The following is a 20,816-nucleotide window of genomic DNA, read 5'->3' on the forward strand; positions in this document are numbered from 1 at the left end:
CAGAAAAAAACTATTATAGAAGCAAGCAGCCTACTCGTGTAAAATGCCGCATCTTGTGATAAACGCAGCGAATCCGCCCCCTTATGAAGCCTTCAATTTTAGACAAACTGCAACAACTTGCCGAACGGCTGGAAGAAGTTACCCACCTGCTCGGCTCGCCCGAAGCCACCGACAATATGGATAATTACCGCAAGCTCACGCGCGAGCATGCGGAAATCACGCCGATTGTTGAAGTGTTTCAGCGCTACCGGCAAGCGCAAAACGATTTGGGCGATGCGCAGGAAATGTTGGCCGACCCCGAAATGAAAGCCTTTGCCGCCGAAGAAATCGAAGCCGCCGGCGCACAAATCGATGTGTTGGAAACCGAATTGCAAAAACTGCTGCTGCCCAAAGATGCCGATGACGACAAAAACATTTTCATCGAAGTGCGCGCCGGCACCGGCGGTGATGAAGCAGCCTTATTTGCCGGCGATTTGCTGCGCATGTACAGCCGTTTTGCCGAACGCAACCGCTGGCAGGTGGAAATCGTGTCGGCCAACGAAAGCGATTTGGGCGGTTATAAAGAAGTGATTGCCCGCATTGTCGGCCTAGGCGCATACAGCAAACTCAAATTCGAATCGGGCGGCCACCGCGTGCAGCGTGTTCCGGCCACCGAGAGCCAGGGCCGCATCCACACCTCGGCCTGCACCGTGGCGGTGATGCCCGAAGCCGACGAGCTCGAAGAAATCGAGCTGAACCCGGCCGATTTGCGCATCGACACCTTCCGCGCATCGGGCGCCGGCGGCCAGCACATCAACAAAACCGATTCCGCCGTGCGCATCACCCACCTGCCCAGCGGCATGGTGGTGGAATGCCAAGACGGCCGCTCGCAACACGCCAACAAAGCCCAAGCCATGAAAGTGCTGGCCGCCCGCCTCAATGATGCGCAAAAGCGTGAAGCCCAGGCCAAAGAAGCCGCCGAGCGCAAAAGCCTGATCGGCAGCGGCGACCGCAGCGAACGCATCCGCACATATAACTATCCGCAAGGCCGCGTAACCGACCACCGCATCAATTTAACCCTGCACAAACTGGATTTTATTATGGACGGTGATTTAGACGAACTGACCGGTGCATTGATTGCCGAGCATCAGGCCGAACTGCTGGCCCGCATGGGCGACTGATACCCATTGATAAAAACAGGCCTGAAAACAACCTGACCGCATTGGCCGCCCTGACGTATGTGCTATACGCAAGGCAGGCCGAGGCGGTCAGATGATTTTCTGAAGCGGTATAAACCGCAGGTTTGATTCATCGCGCATTCCATCATTACCATCATTTTCAGACGGCCTATTCCTGCCTGTTTCGGCTGTCTCACCAACACCTCGGCATATACCGGGCAATCCTATCTGCACCGCTCAAATAGCTTTTTTACAGCCATCGTGAAACAACAGCTATTCAACCCTCTATGTTCAGACGGCCTTTTCTCCGCATGAGGGCATGACAATCAAACGCTGCTGAAGCTGCCCGTCGCCTGCTGCCCGGCATTATTTAAAATTGCGGATCGGCACCCACGGCTGCATGCGCAGCAACACCTGCCACAAAGCCTCGGGAATATGCTGTTGCTGTGCGCCAAGCGCGGCATCCAGGCTGTCGGTCAGCGCTTCATCGTTGCCGGCGGCGATTTTCACGGCAAAATCAGGGTTGATAATCGCACCGCGCCCCACCGCGATTAATTCTGCATAACCGCTTTGAGCAGCGGCGGCAATGTGCGCGCCGCTCACCAAGCCGCCCACGCCCATCAGCGGCAAACGGCCGGCCAGATGCTGATGAATACGGGCAATGCGCTGAGGCGGCAAGCTGCTGTCTTCGGCGGCATTTTCAGCCGGTTCGTTAAAATCGCCAAGCGACACATGCAGGTATTGCAGCGGCAGTTTTACCAATTCGTCTATCAAGGCCAGCGTGTCGGCCATTTTAATGCCTTCCGCCGGCGCTTCTTCGGGTGAAAAACGGTAGCCGACAATAAAATCGGCGCGGCCTGCGCGGGCGACGGCATCGGTAACGGCACGGGCAACGGCCAGTGGAAAGGCCATGCGCCGTTCGCGGCTGCCGCCCCATTCGTCGGTGCGCCGGTTGCTGGCGGCAGAATAAAACTGTTGCAGCAGATAGCCGTTGGCACCGTGGATTTCCACGCCGTCGAAGCCGGCTTCCAGCGCATACTCGGCGGCTTGGGCGAATGCATCCACCAATTCGCGGATTTCTGCATCGGCCAACACCCGCGCTTCGGTTTGCAACGCCGCATCGGCTGCTTTGACTTGTTCAGAAATAAACGGCGGGGCAATCAGTGTGAACGGGCTGGGTGCCACCACACCGCCGGCCGGCACCAAATGCGGTAATGCGCGAAAACCGCCGTGATGAAGCTGCAATACCGCTTTGGCACCGTGCGCCTGTATGCTTTGTGCCACACGGCGCAAGCCGGGCACATCGGTGGCGCAAACGGCATTCGGTTCGCCGTCAAACGCGCGGCCGGTCGGGTGTACTGCGGTGGCAGCGCTGATCACCATGCCCAAGCCGGCGCTGCGGCTGCCGACAAAATCGATTTCAGCTTCACTGGCGCTGCCGTCTTCATTTGATGCCCAATGCGTCATCGGCGCCAGCACCAGGCGGTTGGGCAAGGTGGTGCCGTTATTGAAGGTTAAGGGCTGGAATAGGGTTTGAAACTGCGGTTTCATCATCAATCTCTCAAACATAAAAAATGGTTTCAGACGGCCTCAACCGCCTGTTTGAACAAACGGTAAGATTCAAATTGCAAGGCTTGATCGTAAATATAGCTGACCGCCATATATTCATCGGCGCGCAGGCGGGTGTGCAGCTCGCCAAACTGCGCGGCCAGTGTGGCAGGGCCGCCGATTAACGAGCAGGCGGTCATGCTCTCAACGGTGTGCCGTTCCATTTCATTCCAGCGCCCGTCCATGCTTTCCAGCGGCGGCGACAGCGGCAGGCGGCTGTTGCGCACCACATTGAGGAAAAACTGCTGCTGCGTGGTGGCCTGATACTGCGCCTCTTCATCATCGGCGGCGGCAATCACGTTCAGCGCCACAATCGCATAAGGCTGCGCCAAGCTTTCAGACGGCCTGAAGTGGCTGCGGTAAATCGATAACGCCTGCTCCAACATGCGCGGGGCAAAATGGGCGGCAAACACATAAGGCAAACCTTTTTCCGCCGCCAGATAAGCGCTCTCGGTGCTGGAGCCGAGAATATACAGCGGAATATGTGTGCCGATGCCGGGAAAAGCTTTCACATAGCCCTGCCCTTCGGCGCTGCCCAAATAGCGCTGCAAAGTGGCCACATCTTCGGGGAAATCGAGCGAAGTTTCGCGCTCTGCGCGGCGCAATGCCTGTGCGGTCAGACGGTCGGTGCCGGGCGCACGCCCCAAGCCCAAATCAACGCGGCCGGGGTAAAGTGTGGCCAGCGTGCCGTATTGTTCGGCCACAATCAGCGGGCTGTGGTTGGGCAGCATCACGCCGCCGGAGCCCACGGTGATGGTTTGGGTGTGTTGCAGGGTGTGGCTGATTAAAATCGAAGTGGCCGAGCTGGCCAAAGACGTGGTGTTGTGATGTTCCGCAATCCAATAGCGGCGGTAGCCCAAGGCTTCGGTGTGCTGCGCCAGCGCCACCATATCGGCCAGCGCTTGCTCGGTGGAGCCGCCTGCGCGCACGGGCACCAGATTGAGGACGGATACAGCAGGTGTTGTCATGATGATTCCTTTCAATTTCGGTTACGGCCTTTCAGACGGCCTGTGGCTTTATTTAGCGATAATTTTTTATATCTGAAAATATAGATAAGATTTAATGTAAAAAAAACCGACCATGGGTATCGGTACATTACGCAGCACGGCTTTGCCACCGCCGCCATCAATCTATAGATTCGGCAAGGAAATATTGAACATTTAATTTTTAAAATCAAATTATTTTCAATAGATTAACATTTGAAAATCATGAAGCTTCAATTATCAAATCCAAAACGGCCATGGCGGGCGGCAACAAGCACGGTTTGGCATTTTGTTCCGCCGGCCTGCCGGTACAAGGCTGAAAAGTGCCTGTCAATCGAATGGTCAGAGTGCCCTAAGGCATCCTAAAACTGCTCGTGCAATTGCTGCAACCAGGCTTGCACACCGGCGCGGCAGTAGCGGTAATAAGTCCATTTGCCGATGCGGCGCGATTCGAGCAGCCCGGCTTTTTTCAGGGTGTTGAGATAGCCCGACACCACCGATTGCGCCAACCCCGCTTTTTCGGCAATCAGGCCGACACAGATTCCGCCTTCGAAATCATGCAGCCCATCGCAATGGGCAGACGCGGCAAAATGCTGTTGCGGGCTTTTCAGCCACATCAGTATCTGCCAGCGGTATTCGTTAGACAATGCTTTAAAGATTTCGGTCGGGTTCATGGCTGCCATGATAAATCTATTTTTACAGATATGTCAATACGAAATTGAGGCCGTCTGAAACCCTATTTCATTTCAGACGGCCTCTTGTTTCAGACGGCCTCAAGCGCTACATTTGCTATTCGAATCGTGGTTTTAAAGGCATATTAATCATCAATCCAATGCCGTGCCGCTTTCACCGCCTTGCCCCAATAATGCAGCATGTGGCGCACCCGCTCGGGCGGCAGCTGCGGGCTGAACACTTTATCGGCCTGCCATTGGGCGCGCAATTCATCGGTATTTTTCCAAAAGCCTACCGCCAGCCCGGCCAGATAGGCGGCGCCCAGCGCAGTGGTTTCGGTAATCTGCGGGCGCACAATGTCGAAAGCAAACAAATCCGACTGCACCTGCATCAGGTAATCGCTTTTGCTGGCGCCGCCGTCTACACGCAATTGGGCGGTGGCATGGCCGGCATCGGCTTCCATCGCTTTCACAATGTCGTATACCTGAAAAGCAATGCCTTCGAGCACGGCGCGGGCGATGTGGCCGTCGGTGGTGCCGCGGGTAATGCCGAACAGGCTGCCGCGTGCGTATTGATCCCAATAAGGCGCACCCATGCCGGCCAGCGCGGGCACAAAATACACGCCGCCGTTGTCGGCCACAGAAGCGGCCAGCGCATTGATTTCATCGGCCTCGCGTATCATGCGGGCGCCGTCGCGCAGCCATTGGATGGCCGCACCGCCCACAAACACGCCGCCTTCGAGCGCATAAGTGGTTTCGCCGCCGATTTGCCAGGCCACGGTAGAGAGCAGGTTGTGTTGCGAATCCACCGGCCGGCTGCCGGTATTCATCAGCAAAAAACAGCCGGTGCCGTAAGTGTTTTTCAGCATGCCTTTATCCAGGCAAAGCTGGCCGAACAAAGCCGCCTGCTGGTCGCCCGCAATGCCGGCAATGGGGATTTCGCGGTTGGTAAATCGCGGCGACGTATGGCCGTAAACCTCGCTGCTGCTGCGCACTTGCGGCAACATCGCCGCCGGAATATCAAACAGCGCCAGCAAATCTTCATCCCATTGCAGCGTGTGAATATTGAACAGCATGGTGCGGGCGGCATTGCCGGGGTCGGTCACAAACGTGCGCCCTTCGGTCAGGTTCCACACCAGCCAGGTGTCTACGGTGCCGAAGCATAATTCTCCCGCTTCCGCCCGCGCCCGCGCACCGGGCACATGTTCGAGAATCCAGCGGATTTTGGTGGCCGAAAAATAAGCATCCAAAACCAGGCCGGTTTTGGCGCGGATATTGCCGCCGTGTGCCGCGCGGATGCTGTCGCAATATTTGGCGGTGCGCCGGTCTTGCCACACAATGGCGCGATACACCGGTTCGCCGGTTTTCCGATCCCACACAATGGTGGTTTCGCGCTGGTTGGTGATGCCCACAGCGGCAATATCGGCCGCGGCAATGCCCGATTGCGCCAACACTTCGGCCAATACCGATACCTGCGAGCTCCAAATGTCTTTCGCATCGTGTTCGACATATCCGGGCTCGGGAAAATGCTGTGCAAACGCTTTTTGCGCCTTGCCCGCCACTTCGCCTGCGCGGTTGAAAATCATCGCGCGCGAAGACGTGGTGCCCTGATCCAGTGATAAAATATATTGGGGTTTCATCATGCTTTCCGGCTGTGTTTTTCCGAAATGTACCGCGAATGACGGCACACCGCAAATCCCGTACAATTCCCTCTTTTCAGACGGCCTCATCTTATGCTCAGCTACCGCCACGCATTCCACGCCGGCAACCATGCCGATATGCTCAAGCATTTCACGCTTTATCTGGTGCTGGATTATTTCAACCGCAAAGACAAGCCTTATTGGTATATCGACACCCACAGCGGCGCCGGGCTGTATGACTTACGCGGCCCCGAAGCGCAAAAAGTGGGCGAACACCGGCACGGCATCGCCCGAATGCAAGCCGCACCGGTGCTGCCTGAAACGCTGGCAGCCTTTTTAGGCCGTCTGAACGGCAGCCTGCCCGAACCCCACCTTTATTGCGGCTCGCCGTGGCTGGCGCAATCACTGCTGCGCCCCGGCGACAAACTGCGGCTGTTTGAGCTGCACCCGGCCGATTTTCAGCATTTGCAGGCCAATATGCAGGAAGCGCGTTTGGGGCGGCGCGGCCAGCTGGCTCAGGCAGACGGCTATCAAGGGCTGATTGCGCTGTTGCCGCCGCCCACCCGCCGCGCCGTGGTGCTCATCGACCCGCCTTACGAAGAAAAACAAGACTACACCCGCGTTACCCACACCTTGAAAGAAGCGCAAAAACGCTTTGCACAAGGCTGCTACCTGGTGTGGTATCCCTGCCTTTCCCGCGAAGAAAGCCGCCAGCTGCCCCGCCGGTTGCAGGCACTTTCCCCCGAAAACTATCTGCAAGCCGAGCTTTATGTGCAGCACCCCCGCGCCGACGGCTTCGGCATGCACGGCAGCGGCATGTTTGTCATCAACCCGCCCTATCTGCTGGCCAAACAGCTTGAAGAAGCCCTACCGGCCCTGAGCGAATGCTTGGCACAAGATGACGGCGCACGCTTTGTGCTGGATTATCAGATTCCTTAAATCAACTCAGGCCGTCTGAAAACAAGTTTCAAACGGCCTGATAGCGGGCGTTTTAGCCATTTATATCCCATCATCTTTTTAACGCGGCAGATGTGCTTTTAGCGCAAAAAAGATGATGATAGATGACACATCAGGACACCCTAGATTCACTGATAGAAAACCGCCGCCGTTTGCATTACAATCAACACATTCACGCCATGCATGCAAGGAAATCTACCGATGCCTACCGTTTTGCACTTTTCCGCCTGGCTGGCAGGCTTGGCTCTGCTGGCCGGCTGCGGCGAACAAAAACAGCAATTCCAACAAGCATTTGATGAAAAATACCGCAGCGAATTCATCACCTCGTTTACCAAACAATGCATCAGCAGCATTCCCGCACATGTGCGCATGCCGGAAACGCAAAAACAGCAGCTGTGCCAATGCTCGGCAGAAAAAGCCGTAGAAGTGGTTTCGGCTACCGAAATCGCCCAAGCCATCACCGGCAATATCGATGAGGCGCTGCAAGAAAAAGTGACCACCGCCGCCCGCCCCTGCTTGGAAGCCTTAGCGGCACAAGCTGCATCCAATCCGCAATAACCCGTTTCAACAAAGAGAGAAACTTATGACCACCCTGGCCGAATTCCTGCCCCAGCACTTGCAACAACATACACTCCCCGCCGAATTGGGCGGCGTGCTCGAATCTGTGGTAAACGCCTGCATTCAAATCAACCGCCAAGTGCGCCTCGGTGCGCTGGCCGGCATTCTCGGCGAAGCCGGCACCGGCAACGTTCAGGGCGAAGACCAGAAAAAGCTGGATGTGATTGCCAACAACACGCTGATTCAAGCGCTGCAAGCCAATCCCCACGTGGCCGGACTGGCCAGCGAAGAAGAAGACAGCTTTGTGGCCTGCCATGAAAACGGCGGCTATCTGGTGCTGTTCGACCCGCTCGACGGCTCATCCAACATTGATGTGAATATTTCTGTGGGCACGATTTTTTCGATTCTCACCAAACCGCAAGGCGCGCTCGACACCGCATCGTTTTTACAGCCCGGCCGCGACCAGGCTGCCAGCGGCTATGTGCTCTACGGCCCGCAAACCCAATTGGTGTTTACCCTGAAACACGGCGTGTTTGTGTTCACCCTCAACGAAAACGGCGAATTCATACAAACGCAGGCCAATCCGCAAGTGCCTGAACAAACCCGCGAATTTGCCATTAACATGTCGAACCGCCGCCACTGGCATGCGCCGATGCAGCAATATATCGACCAACTGCTGGCGGGCGACACCGGCTGCCGCGGCAAAAACTACAACATGCGCTGGGTGGCTTCGATGGTGGCCGAAATCCACCGCGTATTGATGCGCGGCGGCGTGTTTATGTATCCCCAAGACAAGCGCGACCCCGCCAAACCCGGCAAACTGCGCCTGATGTATGAAGCCAACCCCTTGAGCCTGATTCTCAAGCAGGCCGGCGGCGCAGCCACCAACGCCGAAACCGACATGCTCGACATCCAGCCCGAAGGCCTGCACCAACGCGTGGCCGTGGTGATGGGCAGCCGCGAAGAAGTCGAATACGTGCGCCGGCTGCATCATTAAGCCAACACACGCAAGGGCAACCCAGGGTGTTCTGATGTGTCGTTGGTAAGGGGATTTTTGCTCCTGAAAAAGCATCCGTCAATCGAATGGTCAGGGCACCCTTAAAGGCCGTCTGAAAACAACCCGATGTTTTTTTCAGACGGCCTTTTTACATCAGATTAACAAATACCCGCATCAAATTCAGCGATAATTATTTCTTTCAACACACCCATATACCTACCCTATGCACACCCTGACCAAACTCACCCTCGGCAGCCTGATCGGCCTGGCCGCATTCAACGCCCAAGCCGAAACCCGTGCCGTGATTGACACCAATATGGGGCAGATCCGGCTCTCGCTCGACGAACAAAAAGCCCCCAAAACCGTTGCCAACTTTGTCAGCTATGCCGATAAAGGTTTTTACAACAACACCATTTTCCACCGCGTTATTGATGGTTTTATGATTCAGGGCGGCGGCTTCACGGCCGATATGAAGCAAAAACCCACCGATAAAGCCATCGCCAACGAAGCCGATAACGGCCTGCAAAACCACACCGGCACCATCGCAATGGCGCGCACCGCCGCTCCCAACTCGGCCACCAGCCAGTTTTTCATCAACGTGGCCAACAACGATTCGCTCAATTTCCGCAGCAAAACCCCACAAGGCTACGGCTACACCGTATTCGGAAAAGTAACCGGCGGCATGGATGTGGTCAACCGCATTGCCAAAGTGCAAACCACCAACCAAGCCTACCATCAAAACGTGCCCCTGCGCCCCGTGGTGATTCAAAAAATCAGCATCATCAAATAAGCGTAAACGCAGCATCAAACCGCCTGAACCCCCCGGGCGGTATTTTTATGTTAGGATAGTAATCGTTGTTTGCAATCATATTTTTCCACCCGACTGAGGAGCTTCTGATGAAAAAAACACTGTTTGCCGCACTGCTTGCCGTTGCCGCCGCCGGCGTATCGGCTGCCGAATATAAAATCGACAGCAACCACGCCAACGCCCGCTTCGCCATCGACCACTTCGGCACCACCACCAACACCGGCGGCTTTTACGGCCTCAACGGCATCGTGCGCTTTGATCCGCAAGCCAAAACCGGCTCCATCAGCGTGACCATTCCGGTCAGCTCGCTCAACACCGGCATCAGCGGCTTCGACAACCATTTGAAAAGCGCCGATTTGTTTAACGCCGCCCAATATCCCGACATCCGCTTTCAATCCACCCAATGGCATTTCAGCGGCAACAAAGTCAGCTCGGTCGACGGCTTGCTGACACTGCTGGGGCAAACCCATCCGGTTACCCTCACCGCCACCAAATTCAACTGCTACCAAAGCCCGATGCTGAAAGCCGAAGTGTGCGGCGGCGATTTTGAAACCACCATCGACCGCACCCAATGGGGCATGAATTTCGGCGTGGCACAAGGCATGAGCAAAAACGTGAAGCTGAACATTCAAGTTGAAGCTTCTAAAATTTAAATTGTTTTTAAAATAAGCAAGATAGCCGTTCAGCTTAATCATCATACGGCAGCAGCAGGCCGAAGTGAGATGCTTCAGCTGCACGGCTATAACGGCTATAGTTGATACCAGGCCGTCTGAAAGCCATGATTTTTACCCTGTATTTTCAGACGGCCTGATACCTATTCCGCCCATTCCGACCGAGCCCGCCATGAGCGCACAAGCCTTTATTCTCAGCGATTGCGAATACCCCGAATGCGAAGAAAAGCCCTATGCACTCTTAGTGGCCAACCCCACCAAAGGCCACCACTTCATCTCGCAAACCGAGCAGCGCCAACACGCGTTCAACACCCACGTCAACGCGCAAAACCGCAACGTATACCGCTGGCCGCTGCCCTTGTTTGAAAAAAACCGCCGTGGCCAACCGCAAAGCGTCAACATCGAAAACAACCTCGAATACCCCAATCTCTACACACTGACTTTCGTCAAAGGCAACGGCGGCAGACAATACAACCTCGAAAGCTGGTTCAGCCGCTATGAAAGCGGCTATGAAGAAGCCTGCAACCGTGTGCTCACGCTGCCTTCAGGCCGTCTGCAAGTGCCTGAGCCGCTCTGGCGCATACTCAAACTCAAGCTGCTGGGCATTTTGCGCAATCCCTTCAACCGCAGCGACCCTTTCGTTTACCGTCTGCACCATGTGCTGTTTACCCAACTGCCGCAGGTGAGCGAAGAATTCATCGGTCTGATTGCCGAGCGCCCGCAGCAGCGGCTCGACAAAATTCTGCACACCTTCGGTTTCAATATCGACGAATACACCCGCTGGCTCGCCAATCTTTACGGCATGCTCAGCGAAGGCGTGCACCGCCCCTCCCTGTTCGAGCGCCTGTTTGCCGCCCTTTTCAACGACCCCGCCGCCGTTAAAATCGAACTTTACCGCTACAACGACCGCCGCAACTGTTGCTTTTTTGCCGACAGCGGCTACTGCCTGCAAGCCTCGCAGCAACGTTTCAGCATCGGCATGAACCTTAGCGCCGAAATGTTTGCCATCGTCCACGTCGAGCGCCATCATTGGGACGACATGAAACAACGCTTCCCGCATGCCCCAACGGCTTTACAGGCCGAAGTGCGCATCAGCGACGACAACCACACCCAACGCCGTACCTACAACCGCCTCACCATCCGCCAGGCATGCGAAGCGGTGTATGGCAGAAGCAACCGGCGGCAGGATTATTTTTAGCGAATAACACAAAGCCGTCTGAAACACATTTCAGACGGCCTGAGACTTTTGCAAAACCCTAGGGTGTCCTGATGTGTCGTTTATGGCGGGATTTTTGTTCCTGAAAATGCAGATGCAAGGCAAAAACGCAGCAAGATTGGCCATCTTGCGAGGCTTTTTAACGCAGCAGATGTGTTTTCAGGGGCAAAATACACCCTTAAATCGAATGGTCGGAGCACCCTCGCGGTAAACAGCTTTTATCTATAGCATCGCAAAGGCCGTCTGAAACTCACGTTTCAGACGGCCTGATCAATCCGTCACACCTTATTTTGCGGCCTGATAAGTTTTATCTGCCTCTTCAAATTTCTCTACCACACGTTGCGGTGTTTTGCCCAACAGCGACACCACCACCACGGCGATAAAGCAGGCGATAAAGCCCGGCACGATTTCATACAGGCTGCTGCCGGTAGCTTTCCAGGCCACTACGGTTACCGCGCCGATAATCATACCGGCCAGCGCGCCGGCAGCGGTCATGCGTTTCCAAAACACCGACAAAATCACCACCGGGCCGAAAGCGGCACCGAAACCCGCCCAAGCGTAAGACACCAAGCCCAGCACTTTGCTGTCGGGGTCGGCGGCGATAATGATGGCAATAATGGCCACTGCCAACACCATCAAACGGCCGATCCACACCAATTCTTTTTGCGGCGCATCGGGGCGCAGAAAGCCTTTGTAGAAATCTTCGGTGATGGCGCTGGAGCACACCAGCAATTGGCAGGACAGGGTCGACATCACCGCAGCCAGAATCGCGCTCAAAATAATGCCGGCAATCCACGGATTAAACAGCAAGGTGGTCAGCGCGATAAAAATACGCTCGTTGTTGCCGCCCAAAGCGCCGATTTGATCGGGATGCGCGCCGAAATAGGCAATACCGAAATAGCCCACGGCCACAGCGCCGATCAGGCAGAGAATCATCCACGTCATGCCGATGCGGCGTGCCTTCACCAGCGATTTCACATTTTCAGCGGCCATAAAGCGCGCCAAGATGTGCGGCTGGCCGAAATAGCCCAAGCCCCAAGCAGCGGTGGAAATGATGCCCATCAGCGTGGTGCCTGCAATCAGGCTGCCGTATTCTTTGCCGGTGGTGGCGGCCACGCCTTGAATGGCGGCATTCATTTCATCTGCACCGCCCAGCGCCAGATACACCATAATCGGCGTCAGAATCAGCGCGAAAATCATCAAGGTTGCCTGCACGGTATCCGTCCAGCTCACCGCCAAAAATCCGCCGATAAAGGTGTAGGCGATGGTGGCACCCGCGCCCAGCCACATCGCCTGCGTGTAAGTAATATCAAACAGGCTTTGAAACAGGCGCGCGCCGGCCACAATGCCCGATGAGCAATAAATGGTGAAGAAAAACAGGATAATCGCCGCCGAAATCACTTTCATCAGGCGGCCTTCTGCGCCGAAACGGTGAAAGAAATAATCGGGCAGCGTGAGCGCGTTATTGTTGTATTCGGTGTGCACACGCAAGCGCCCTGCCACCAAACGCCAGTTGAAATAAGCGCCGACAGTGAGGCCGATGGCAATCCATGCCTCACTGAGCCCCACCGCGTAAATCGCGCCGGGCAGCCCCATCAGCAGCCAGCCCGACATATCCGAAGCGCCGGCCGACAAGGCGGTAACAAAGCTGCCGAGGCTGCGGCCGCCGAGAATATAGTCGTCGAAACTGCGTGTGGAAAAATATGCGGCCAGCCCGATTAACAAAACCGCGATGATGTAGATCGAAAATGTGACATACATCGGATTGAAATTACCCATAAAACCCTCGAATTTCCTAATTGATTGTTGATGCCGTTTCACCCGCATCCCGCAAAGCGACCGGCTCCGTTTTTATTTTCTGCGCTTCGGTATTGTCGACAAAAGCATTGCATTACGGCATTTAACATCAAGGTTGGTCTTTAGTCAAGAATTGTTAACTCAGGCTTAGCTGATTTTAACGCAGTATATTTTCAGACGGCCTTGATATTATCATTGCTTCGTTTCACGGCAGCATTGCGCTTTTGAAAAACATGTGCCGCCACACTTTATTGATAACGATGCACTTGAATTTAATGCTTCATACCGCATGTTAATCAGGCCGTCTGAACGCTTCGGCAAAGCTGCACCACCGATTCAGACGGCCTCGTTTGATTTTAATATACCCCTTCACAAAATAAGCTCATAAAGCGGGCCGGAGGCAGTACACATATACAGCTAAGGCTACAGCAAGGCGAGCCAACACAGTCAGCTTACTTTTGTGAATGGGTAGCAGGCGGCGGGCTGCAAATTTATCATGTAGCAACACAGCCATCGCACCGGGTTAACCTCCCCACCGATTCCCCTGCAAAACAAAACCACCCACCACAAGGAAAACCATGTTCACCATTCTGATGATTCTCGGCCTGATTGCCCTGCTGATCGGCCTGCTCGGCACCATTTATCCGGCCATTCCCGGCCTCGGCCTGATGTTTGCCGGCGCCTGGCTTTTAGCTTATGCCGGCGACTATCAGATTATCGGCAGCGGCACACTGATTTTTCTCGGCATTGTGGCCGCCGTCGGCACCGCCATGGATTATGTGGCCGGCATGCTGGGGGCAAAATTTACCGGCGCCAGCAAAACAGCGGTGTGGGGCGCATTAATCGGCGGCATCATCGGTGTCTTTTTCTCATTGCCCGGCCTGCTGCTCGGCCCCTTGCTGGGCGCCGGCATCGGCGAATTTTGGGCGCGTAAAGATTTATGGTCGGCCGGCAAAGTAGGCGCGGGCACTTTTGTCGGCTTTATTATCGGCGTGATTGCCAAAGTGGGCTGCGCACTCACCATCGTGCTCACATTGGCCGTGATGGGCATCATCAGTCTGTTTTAACGGCTGCAAACCATTTGTTTTGAAACCATTTGTTTTGGTAAATAGCTATCCAATTAAAACCCACAGGCCGTCTGAACATGATTTCAGACGGCCTGCGGGTTGTGTTTGATATTATTCGGCGGTTTATTTATATTTTCCACCCGTACACGCCACACCCAGCACCATGCCGTTTTCTTTTTCGGCCTGCCGCTCAAATTCAGGCAGCGGGTGCACACCCGGGCGGCGTTTCAGCAACACTAATCCGTATACCGCTGCGGCATGCGGCCACCAGCGGTCGCCGGCCGATTCCATAAAACGCCAGCGCCGCAGCGCTGCACGGCTGTTTACCGCCGGCACATACACCATAAATTGCCCCGCTTCAACGGCAAACCCCACACTTTTTGCCTGTCGCTTCAATTGCGGCAACGGCAGGCAGCGCTTTTTTTCAGGCAACCGGCTGCCGTCAAAACGACGGCTGAACCGCCACAGCGAATGCGGATTAAAACCCGTGAGCACCAAACGGCCTTCAGGCTTTAGGGCGCGGTAAGCCTCCGCCAGCGCCAAATAAGGCCTTCCGCCGCATTCCAAGCCGTGCGGCATCAGCAGCAAATCGAGCGACTGCTCCGCCCACGCGCTTTCATCTGCCGCCATCTGCACATCAAGCCCCACGCAAATACGCTGTTCAGACGGCCATAACGGCCAATCAGGCATGCCCGTCTGCACCACCACATCCGCATATAAAGCCTGCGTGATTTTAGAAAAAAACTGCTGCTCGCGCGCCGCCGTGTAGCGCCCGGCTTCGGTTTCGGCAAACCACCTCATCACTGTTTCACTATTCATAAAACCACCTGTCGTTCAACAAACACATCATACCGCCCCGCCCCTTATCGTTCAAAACCTTTCTTTATCAGCGGTCGGGCGATGCAAGTATCTAGAATTTTATAAGGAAATTAACATTTCAACAGCTTGACGATACCCCTTTGAGCCAGTACTATCAGCCGAATTGAATGATTCTGAAGCTCTGATACCGAAACACTATGGCAAAACTAAAATCAATTGTACTGGCCGTTGGCGGCCTTTCGGCGCTCTCGTGCGCGGCACTCAGCCACGCCGCCACCCCCAACCAAACCGGCATGGCCATGATGCGCCTGAATGCCGCTCTGACCGACCAAACCGACACCCGTTTTGCCTCAGGCAGCCTTTGGAACAGCTTACGCAAAGACTTCCGCATGGCCGAAGTCAATACCGAGCTGGTGCGCCGCCACGAAACCAAGCTTGCCGCCGGCCGTGCCTATTTCGACCGCACCATCAACCGCAGCAAACCCTATATGTATCATATTGCCCACGAAGTCAAAAAGCGCAATATGCCGGCCGAAATCGCCCTGCTGCCCTTTATTGAAAGCGCCTTCGTCACCAAGGCCAAATCACCGGTAGGCGCCTCGGGGCTGTGGCAGTTTATGCCCGCCACCGGCCGCCATTACGGCCTTGAGCGTACCGCACTTTACGACGGCCGTCACGATGTATATGCCGCCACCGATGCCGCTTTAAACTACCTGCAATACCTGCACGGCCTGTTTGGCGACTGGTCGCTGGCGCTGGCCGCCTACAACTGGGGCGAAGGCAACCTCGGCCGCGCCATCAACCGCACCCGCGCCCAAGGCCTTGAGCCGGTGTATGAAAACATCCGCATGCCGAATGAAACCCGCAATTACGTGCCCAAACTGCTGGCCGTGCGCAATATCGTCAGCAACCCGCAGATGTTCGGCCTGAATCTGAGCGAAATCGACAACAAACCTTATTTCAAAACCCTCACCCTCGACCAACCCGCCGACATCAGCGCCATCGCCCGTCTGGCAGGCATCAGCGAGAGTGAATTTCTGACACTCAATCCGGCATTTAACGCGCCGGTCTTTATTCCCAAAAGCAACCGCAAACTGCTGCTGCCGGCAACAGCCGCAGCCACTTTTGAAAAAAATTACCGCAACGCCAAACCCGAAACCCTGCTCTCATGGGACGTATACACCCCCTTTTCCAGCACCAGCCTGAGCAGCATCGCCGCCCAAACCGGCATGAGCGTGGCTGAAATCAAACGTCTCAACAGCATGAGCGGCAACACCGTCAGCGCTGGCCGCAGCATTCTGGTGGCCAAAAACAGCCTGAACAACAGCAGCTTCGGCAGCGAAAGCCTGAATCTGGCCGCCATCGACAGCGACAACAGCCCCGACACCTACCGATCCAACATGCCCGTGATGCAGCCGATGCCCGATAACACAGCCGCGCTGGCTTCAGCACGACCGGCAACACCCGCAGCCGCGCCCATCACCGTGGCGCGCATCGAAGCTTCAGGCAACCCTTATTCGGGCCGTCCGCAAATCGTAGCCGCACAAACCCGTCCGCTGCCCGAGCCGGCCAACACAGCCGCTGCCGACATCCGCATCCAAGCCGCCCAACCTGTGGCCGCAGCCACCGCCCCGTTTGAAGCGCCGACAGCCGAACTGACAGCTATTGCCGTCAACAGTCCGCTGCCGCTGCCGACACAGCCCGGCGTTGCCGCCGAAAGCGATGACCCGCTGCTGGCGCTGGCACAAGAATCCACCATGCGCATCAATGCGGCCGAAAGCGTACGCAACGTGATTGCCCAAGCCGATGCCGACAACGCCGCACGCCTCCGCACCGAACAGGCAGCCGCCACCCGCGCCAAACAACAGCAACGCACCGAAACACGCCTGGCGCGCGCCAATACCGCGCCGCAGACAGCCGCCGGCAGCCACCGCGTAGTGGAAGGCGACACTTTGTTTAATATTTCGCAACGCTATAACGTCAGCGTTGCCGACTTGATTACTGCCAATAACATCACCGGCAACAATATCCGCCGCGGTCAGGTATTGAAAGTCGCGGCGGCGGCCAATCAGCGCAGCACCGTGCGCAATGTTTCCTACACCGTGCGCAAAGGCGACACCCTGAACACCATTGCCAACCGCTTCAATGTCGATGTCAACGACATCCGCCGCTGGAACCGAAACACCCGCACCATCACCCCCGGCCAGCGTTTGAAATTGATCGGCAGCTGAAAAAGCGCATAAAAAACACCCCTGAATCAGGGGTGTTTTGTTTCGCCGTTAAACTTAATATGTTGAAAACCGATTTTCCTATTCATTCACAAAAATAAGTCAACAAGGCGGCAAGCCGAAGACAGTACCGCAAGTGCAGGTCGGATACTTGTATCCGACAAATTATTCAATATTCTTGTGATGCCCAATGATTTTGGCCGTCTGAAACATGTCGGATTCGAGCATCCGACCCACATCGTGTATCGCATGGATTCTGTTCACAAAAACCTTGCACCCTACACAGGCCGTCTGAAAAAATGCTTTCAGACGGCCTTTTATCATGCACAGTAAAGCAGCAGCACAATAATAGCGATTGATAAAAACAACCTAACGCCGTGGGTTCGCCTGCTTCACTTACTTTTATGAATGGTTATAAAGCTGCATCAATAACGCGGTTCAGCAGAAAATCAAATACCCAAAATCATGACAATCGGTTTATCTGCTGTTTCATGCAACCGGTCGAAAAAAGCAGCCTTCTTTCTTTTGCACGCCTTTATTCGCATTTAGCATCAATTCAGCAACCATAACCGCAAAAAAGACCAACAAACCGCTTTCAGACGGCATTATCTGCTTAAGCGATTATTTTAATAAATGTAAATTTATGATTAAGATAAGCCGTTTGAACCCACCGGAGCATCTGTCATGAAAAAAACCGTTTTATTTATCTTGCTTACCGCTGCCGTTTCTGCACAAGCACAAACACCCGATACCCTCGCCCGCGTGATGGAAAGCAAGCAGTTGCGCGTATGCTCGCCGGGCGACTACAAACCGTTCAGCTTCGAGCGCAACGGCCGCTTTGAAGGCATCGATAACGATTTAATCACCAGCCTGGCCAAAAGCCTGGAAGCCGAAACGGTAATGGTGAAAACCAGCTGGCCGAATCTGATGAAAGATTTCACTGCCGGCAAATGCGATATCGCCATCGGCGGCATTTCGATTACCTTACCGCGCCAACAGCAGGCTTTGTTTAGCGAACCTTATTTCACCAACGGCAAAACCCCGCTGGTGCGCTGTGCCGATGTCAAAAAATATCAAACCATCGAAGCCATCAACCGCCCCAATGTGCGCATCGTCGCCAACCCCGGCGGCAGCAATGAAAACTTCGCCCGCACGGCATTAAGCCGGGCAAACCTGACCATGCATCCCGAAAACCTGACCATTTTCCAAGAAATCATCGACAACCGCGCCGATGTATTCGTGACCGAAGCCGCTGAAGCCATCGTTAAAAGCCATGAACATAAAAATATTCTCTGCGGCGTCAACCCCGAACAGCCGCTGCGCCCCGCCCAAAACGGCTGGCTGATTCCCAACCGCGATTTCCGCTTTAAAGCCTATGTCGACCAATTTCTGCATTTAGAAAAATTATCAGGCAATCTAAACACCACCATCAACCGTTGGCTGCCGCGCTGACCCGAAAACCACCGGCACCGCCGCACAATCTGAACAGCCATTTTTTTCAGGCGGCGGCATATTTCATAAAAATTAGAAAAAACTTATTCAAACTATAAAAAATCTTAGTTATAATACAGAAAAACTTTCAATACGAGGGTATCCTACCATCGTTTATGAAGGAACTTTTACCCCTGATAATGCAGATGCAAGGAAAACACAATAAGATTGAACATCTTACAAGGATTTATAATTAACACGGCAGATGCGTTTTTCAGAAGTAAAAAGCACCCGTAAATCGAATGCTTAGGCCCTAGGGCTTCCCAACCGCCTCAAACCGCCCGGCCCATAAGGACACACCATGCTTTTGGCACTTTCATTGCGCGATTTTGTGATTGTCGAACAACTCAACCTGAACTTCCAAACCGGTTTCACCGTGCTCACCGGCGAAACCGGGGCCGGCAAATCCATTACATTGGATGCGCTCGGGCTGCTGCTGGGTGATAAAGCCGATTTCAGCCAAGTGCGCAGCGGCGCCAAAGAAGCCCGCCTCTCCGCCTTATTCGACATCAGCGCCCTGCCGCAACTGCAAGCCGGTCTGCGCGAACAAGGCCTGCTGGAAGAAGGTGCGGAAGAGCTCAGCATCCGCCGCATCATCGATGCCAAAGGCAAAAGCCGCAGCTTTCTCAACAATCAGGCCGCCACACTCACCCAATTGAAAGCCGTTGGTGAACAGCTTATCGACATTCACGGCCAAAACGCACACCATTCGCTCAACAAAGAAGCCGCCCAACGCCACCTGCTGGATGCCTTTGCCGGCAGCCTGCCCCAGGCCGAAACCGTCAAACAACACTATCAAAGCTGGATTGCCGCCCAAAAAGCCCTTTCCGAAGCCCACAGCCATGCCGAAAGCATTACCATCGAACGCGAACGGCTCGAATGGCAGTTTAATGAACTCAACCGGCTCGATCTGCAAAGCGGCGAATGGGAAACCTTGAGCCAAAGCCACGACAGCCTCGCGCATGCCGCCGAATTATTACAGGCCGCCGAGCAGGCCGGCGACTGCATTGATGGAGAAAACGGCATGCAAAGCCTGCTCTATCAATGTCAGAAGCTGCTGGGCAACCTGCAAAACATCGAACCGCGCTTTGCCGAAAGCCTCAACATGCTGGCCAGCATCGAAGCCGAGCTGGGCGAAGTCAGCGCCAATATGCGCGATGTAGCCGCCCGCGTCGAAATCAACCCCGACGAGCTGGCCGAGCAAGAGCAGCGCATGAGTGAATTGATGAGCATGGCGCGGAAATACCGTGTCGAGCCGCAAGAATTGCCCGAAAAACTGGCCGAACTGGAACACGCCCTGCACAATCTGGATGCCGCCACCGATATCGCCGCCCTTGAAGCCGCGGCTGCCCGCAGCGAACACGATTATATGCAGGCTGCGCAAAAACTTTCCGCCTCTCGCCATGAAGCCGCCGCCGAGCTCAGTAGCGAAACCGGCAAACATATGCAGCACCTGGCCATGAAAGGCGCCCGCTTTCACATTGAGCTGCTGCCCTCTTCTCCTACTGCACACGGCTTGGAGCAGGTGCAATATCAAGTGGCCGCCAACAAAGGCACGCCTTTGCGCCCGCTCAACAAAGTGGCCTCAGGCGGCGAACTTGCCCGCATCAGCCTGGCGCTGCAAGTTGTTACCAGCCGCTATACCCAAGTGCCCACCTTGATTTTTGATGAAGTTGACACCGGCATCGGCGGCGGCGTTGCCGAAATGGTCGGACGTGCATTGCGTGCGCTGGGCAAACAACACCAAGTGCTTGCCGTTACCCACCTGCCGCAAGTTGCCAGCTGCGGCGAAAACCATTGGCAAGTATGCAAACACAGTGAAGGCGAGCAGACCCTCAGCGAAATCAACATACTCACACCGGCGCAACGCATCGAAGAAATCGCCCGCATGCTCGGCGGCGAAACCATTACCGACACCACCCGCAGCCATGCCAAAGAGCTGCTGGAATTGGCTGCAAAATAGCAACAGATACGCTTTCAGGAACACAAAATCCGTAAATCGAATGGCCCAAACACCCTAATGCAGCACTTCATTATTGTGAATTGAAGCCAGCCATCAGAATGGTTGATTGACTGCAATATCAAACCCTTCAGACGGCCTGTTATATTCATACCCATTCACAAAAATAACCTAACGGCATTGGCTCG

At 55.0% G+C, this 20,816-nt stretch carries 18 protein-coding genes; 12 read left to right on the forward strand and 6 right to left on the reverse strand.

Annotated features, from left to right (window positions below):
- Positions 1 to 83: 83 nt before the first annotated feature.
- Positions 84 to 1,160, forward strand: a complete 1,077-nt coding sequence (prfA, locus tag LVJ83_RS09115) for a peptide chain release factor 1 (protein ID WP_244784202.1) — start codon at positions 84 to 86, stop codon at positions 1,158 to 1,160.
- A gap of 363 nt (positions 1,161 to 1,523) precedes the next feature.
- Here the strand turns inward: prfA and LVJ83_RS09120 are convergent, their stop codons facing one another.
- The 4 genes from LVJ83_RS09120 to glpK form a co-directional block, all read right to left on the reverse strand.
- Positions 1,524 to 2,726: an NADH-dependent flavin oxidoreductase gene (locus LVJ83_RS09120; RefSeq protein WP_244784203.1), complete on the reverse strand. Its 1,203-nt coding sequence runs from the start codon at positions 2,724 to 2,726 to the stop codon at positions 1,524 to 1,526.
- Between the two features lie 11 nt (positions 2,727 to 2,737).
- Positions 2,738 to 3,733, reverse strand: coding sequence for an LLM class flavin-dependent oxidoreductase (locus LVJ83_RS09125; protein WP_244784204.1), 996 nt, complete (start codon positions 3,731 to 3,733; stop codon positions 2,738 to 2,740).
- A gap of 377 nt (positions 3,734 to 4,110) precedes the next feature.
- A complete protein-coding gene (locus LVJ83_RS09130; RefSeq protein WP_244784205.1) occupies positions 4,111 to 4,431 on the reverse strand; it encodes an ArsR/SmtB family transcription factor in 321 nt (106 codons plus the stop codon).
- A 134-nt stretch (positions 4,432 to 4,565) separates the two neighbouring features.
- Entirely contained in the window at positions 4,566 to 6,062 is a 1,497-nt protein-coding gene (gene glpK / locus LVJ83_RS09135) for a glycerol kinase GlpK (protein ID WP_244784206.1), read from the reverse strand.
- Positions 6,063 to 6,152: 90 nt separating this feature from the next.
- Here glpK and LVJ83_RS09140 point away from each other — a divergent pair, with 90 nt between their 5' ends.
- The 6 genes from LVJ83_RS09140 to LVJ83_RS09165 all read left to right on the forward strand — a co-directional run bounded on the left by LVJ83_RS09140 (position 6,153) and on the right by LVJ83_RS09165 (position 11,248).
- Positions 6,153 to 6,998 carry a 23S rRNA (adenine(2030)-N(6))-methyltransferase RlmJ gene (locus tag LVJ83_RS09140; protein ID WP_244784207.1) on the forward strand — a complete coding sequence of 282 codons (846 nt, stop codon included), beginning with the start codon at positions 6,153 to 6,155 and terminating at the stop codon, positions 6,996 to 6,998.
- A gap of 219 nt (positions 6,999 to 7,217) precedes the next feature.
- Positions 7,218 to 7,574 carry a hypothetical protein gene (locus tag LVJ83_RS09145; protein WP_244784208.1) on the forward strand — a complete coding sequence of 119 codons (357 nt, stop codon included), beginning with the start codon at positions 7,218 to 7,220 and terminating at the stop codon, positions 7,572 to 7,574.
- A 25-nt stretch (positions 7,575 to 7,599) separates the two neighbouring features.
- Positions 7,600 to 8,571, forward strand: coding sequence for a class 1 fructose-bisphosphatase (locus LVJ83_RS09150; protein WP_244784209.1), 972 nt, complete (start codon positions 7,600 to 7,602; stop codon positions 8,569 to 8,571).
- Positions 8,572 to 8,794: 223 nt separating this feature from the next.
- Positions 8,795 to 9,361 carry a peptidylprolyl isomerase gene (locus tag LVJ83_RS09155; RefSeq protein ID WP_244784210.1) on the forward strand — a complete coding sequence of 189 codons (567 nt, stop codon included), beginning with the start codon at positions 8,795 to 8,797 and terminating at the stop codon, positions 9,359 to 9,361.
- Between the two features lie 107 nt (positions 9,362 to 9,468).
- Positions 9,469 to 10,032: a YceI family protein gene (locus LVJ83_RS09160; protein WP_244784211.1), complete on the forward strand. Its 564-nt coding sequence runs from the start codon at positions 9,469 to 9,471 to the stop codon at positions 10,030 to 10,032.
- Between the two features lie 190 nt (positions 10,033 to 10,222).
- Positions 10,223 to 11,248, forward strand: a complete 1,026-nt coding sequence (locus LVJ83_RS09165; RefSeq protein ID WP_244784212.1) for a hypothetical protein — start codon at positions 10,223 to 10,225, stop codon at positions 11,246 to 11,248.
- A gap of 303 nt (positions 11,249 to 11,551) precedes the next feature.
- Here the strand turns inward: LVJ83_RS09165 and putP are convergent, their stop codons facing one another.
- On the reverse strand, positions 11,552 to 13,045 hold the full coding sequence (putP, locus tag LVJ83_RS09170) for a sodium/proline symporter PutP (protein WP_244784213.1): 1,494 nt from the start codon (positions 13,043 to 13,045) through the stop codon (positions 11,552 to 11,554).
- A gap of 596 nt (positions 13,046 to 13,641) precedes the next feature.
- Between putP and LVJ83_RS09175 the strand changes: the two genes are divergently transcribed.
- Complete coding sequence (locus tag LVJ83_RS09175; RefSeq protein WP_244784214.1) at positions 13,642 to 14,130, forward strand: DUF456 domain-containing protein; 489 nt, start codon at positions 13,642 to 13,644, stop codon at positions 14,128 to 14,130.
- A 123-nt stretch (positions 14,131 to 14,253) separates the two neighbouring features.
- Here the strand turns inward: LVJ83_RS09175 and LVJ83_RS09180 are convergent, their stop codons facing one another.
- On the reverse strand, positions 14,254 to 14,934 hold the full coding sequence (locus LVJ83_RS09180; RefSeq protein WP_244787723.1) for a class I SAM-dependent methyltransferase: 681 nt from the start codon (positions 14,932 to 14,934) through the stop codon (positions 14,254 to 14,256).
- 212 nt (positions 14,935 to 15,146) lie between these two features.
- Between LVJ83_RS09180 and LVJ83_RS09185 the strand changes: the two genes are divergently transcribed.
- The 4 genes from LVJ83_RS09185 (at position 15,147) to recN (ending at position 20,631) form a co-directional block, all read left to right on the forward strand.
- Positions 15,147 to 17,180: a lytic transglycosylase gene (locus tag LVJ83_RS09185; RefSeq protein WP_244784215.1), complete on the forward strand. Its 2,034-nt coding sequence runs from the start codon at positions 15,147 to 15,149 to the stop codon at positions 17,178 to 17,180.
- A gap of 180 nt (positions 17,181 to 17,360) precedes the next feature.
- Positions 17,361 to 17,510, forward strand: coding sequence for a hypothetical protein (locus tag LVJ83_RS09190; protein ID WP_244784216.1), 150 nt, complete (start codon positions 17,361 to 17,363; stop codon positions 17,508 to 17,510).
- 351 nt (positions 17,511 to 17,861) lie between these two features.
- Positions 17,862 to 18,629 (forward strand): transporter substrate-binding domain-containing protein, encoded by a 768-nt coding sequence (locus LVJ83_RS09195; protein WP_244784217.1) that lies wholly within the window; start codon positions 17,862 to 17,864, stop codon positions 18,627 to 18,629.
- A 340-nt stretch (positions 18,630 to 18,969) separates the two neighbouring features.
- The gene (gene recN / locus LVJ83_RS09200) at positions 18,970 to 20,631 is read left to right on the forward strand and encodes a DNA repair protein RecN (protein WP_244784218.1); all 1,662 of its coding nucleotides are present in this window, start codon (positions 18,970 to 18,972) and stop codon (positions 20,629 to 20,631) included.
- Positions 20,632 to 20,816: the final 185 nt, after the last annotated feature.

This window comes from Uruburuella testudinis (assembly GCF_022870865.1).
GTDB lineage: Bacteria > Pseudomonadota > Gammaproteobacteria > Burkholderiales > Neisseriaceae > Neisseria > Neisseria testudinis.

Bases quoted from the DNA above. Each gene is read 5' to 3' on its own strand.
- LVJ83_RS09150 (WP_244784209.1), top strand. From the start codon at position 7,600: ATGACCACCCTGGCCGAATTCCTGCCCCAGCACTTGCAACAACATACA.
- prfA (WP_244784202.1), top strand. From the start codon at position 84: ATGAAGCCTTCAATTTTAGACAAACTGCAACAACTTGCCGAACGGCTG.
- LVJ83_RS09185 (WP_244784215.1), top strand. From the start codon at position 15,147: ATGGCAAAACTAAAATCAATTGTACTGGCCGTTGGCGGCCTTTCGGCG.
- LVJ83_RS09160 (WP_244784211.1), top strand. From the start codon at position 9,469: ATGAAAAAAACACTGTTTGCCGCACTGCTTGCCGTTGCCGCCGCCGGC.
- LVJ83_RS09190 (WP_244784216.1), top strand. From the start codon at position 17,361: ATGCCCAATGATTTTGGCCGTCTGAAACATGTCGGATTCGAGCATCCG.
- LVJ83_RS09140 (WP_244784207.1), top strand. From the start codon at position 6,153: ATGCTCAGCTACCGCCACGCATTCCACGCCGGCAACCATGCCGATATG.
- glpK (WP_244784206.1), bottom strand. From the start codon at position 6,062: ATGATGAAACCCCAATATATTTTATCACTGGATCAGGGCACCACGTCT.
- putP (WP_244784213.1), bottom strand. From the start codon at position 13,045: ATGGGTAATTTCAATCCGATGTATGTCACATTTTCGATCTACATCATC.
- LVJ83_RS09175 (WP_244784214.1), top strand. From the start codon at position 13,642: ATGTTCACCATTCTGATGATTCTCGGCCTGATTGCCCTGCTGATCGGC.
- LVJ83_RS09145 (WP_244784208.1), top strand. From the start codon at position 7,218: ATGCCTACCGTTTTGCACTTTTCCGCCTGGCTGGCAGGCTTGGCTCTG.
- LVJ83_RS09165 (WP_244784212.1), top strand. From the start codon at position 10,223: ATGAGCGCACAAGCCTTTATTCTCAGCGATTGCGAATACCCCGAATGC.
- recN (WP_244784218.1), top strand. From the start codon at position 18,970: ATGCTTTTGGCACTTTCATTGCGCGATTTTGTGATTGTCGAACAACTC.
- LVJ83_RS09155 (WP_244784210.1), top strand. From the start codon at position 8,795: ATGCACACCCTGACCAAACTCACCCTCGGCAGCCTGATCGGCCTGGCC.
- LVJ83_RS09125 (WP_244784204.1), bottom strand. From the start codon at position 3,733: ATGACAACACCTGCTGTATCCGTCCTCAATCTGGTGCCCGTGCGCGCA.
- LVJ83_RS09120 (WP_244784203.1), bottom strand. From the start codon at position 2,726: ATGTTTGAGAGATTGATGATGAAACCGCAGTTTCAAACCCTATTCCAG.
- LVJ83_RS09195 (WP_244784217.1), top strand. From the start codon at position 17,862: ATGAAAAAAACCGTTTTATTTATCTTGCTTACCGCTGCCGTTTCTGCA.
- LVJ83_RS09130 (WP_244784205.1), bottom strand. From the start codon at position 4,431: ATGGCAGCCATGAACCCGACCGAAATCTTTAAAGCATTGTCTAACGAA.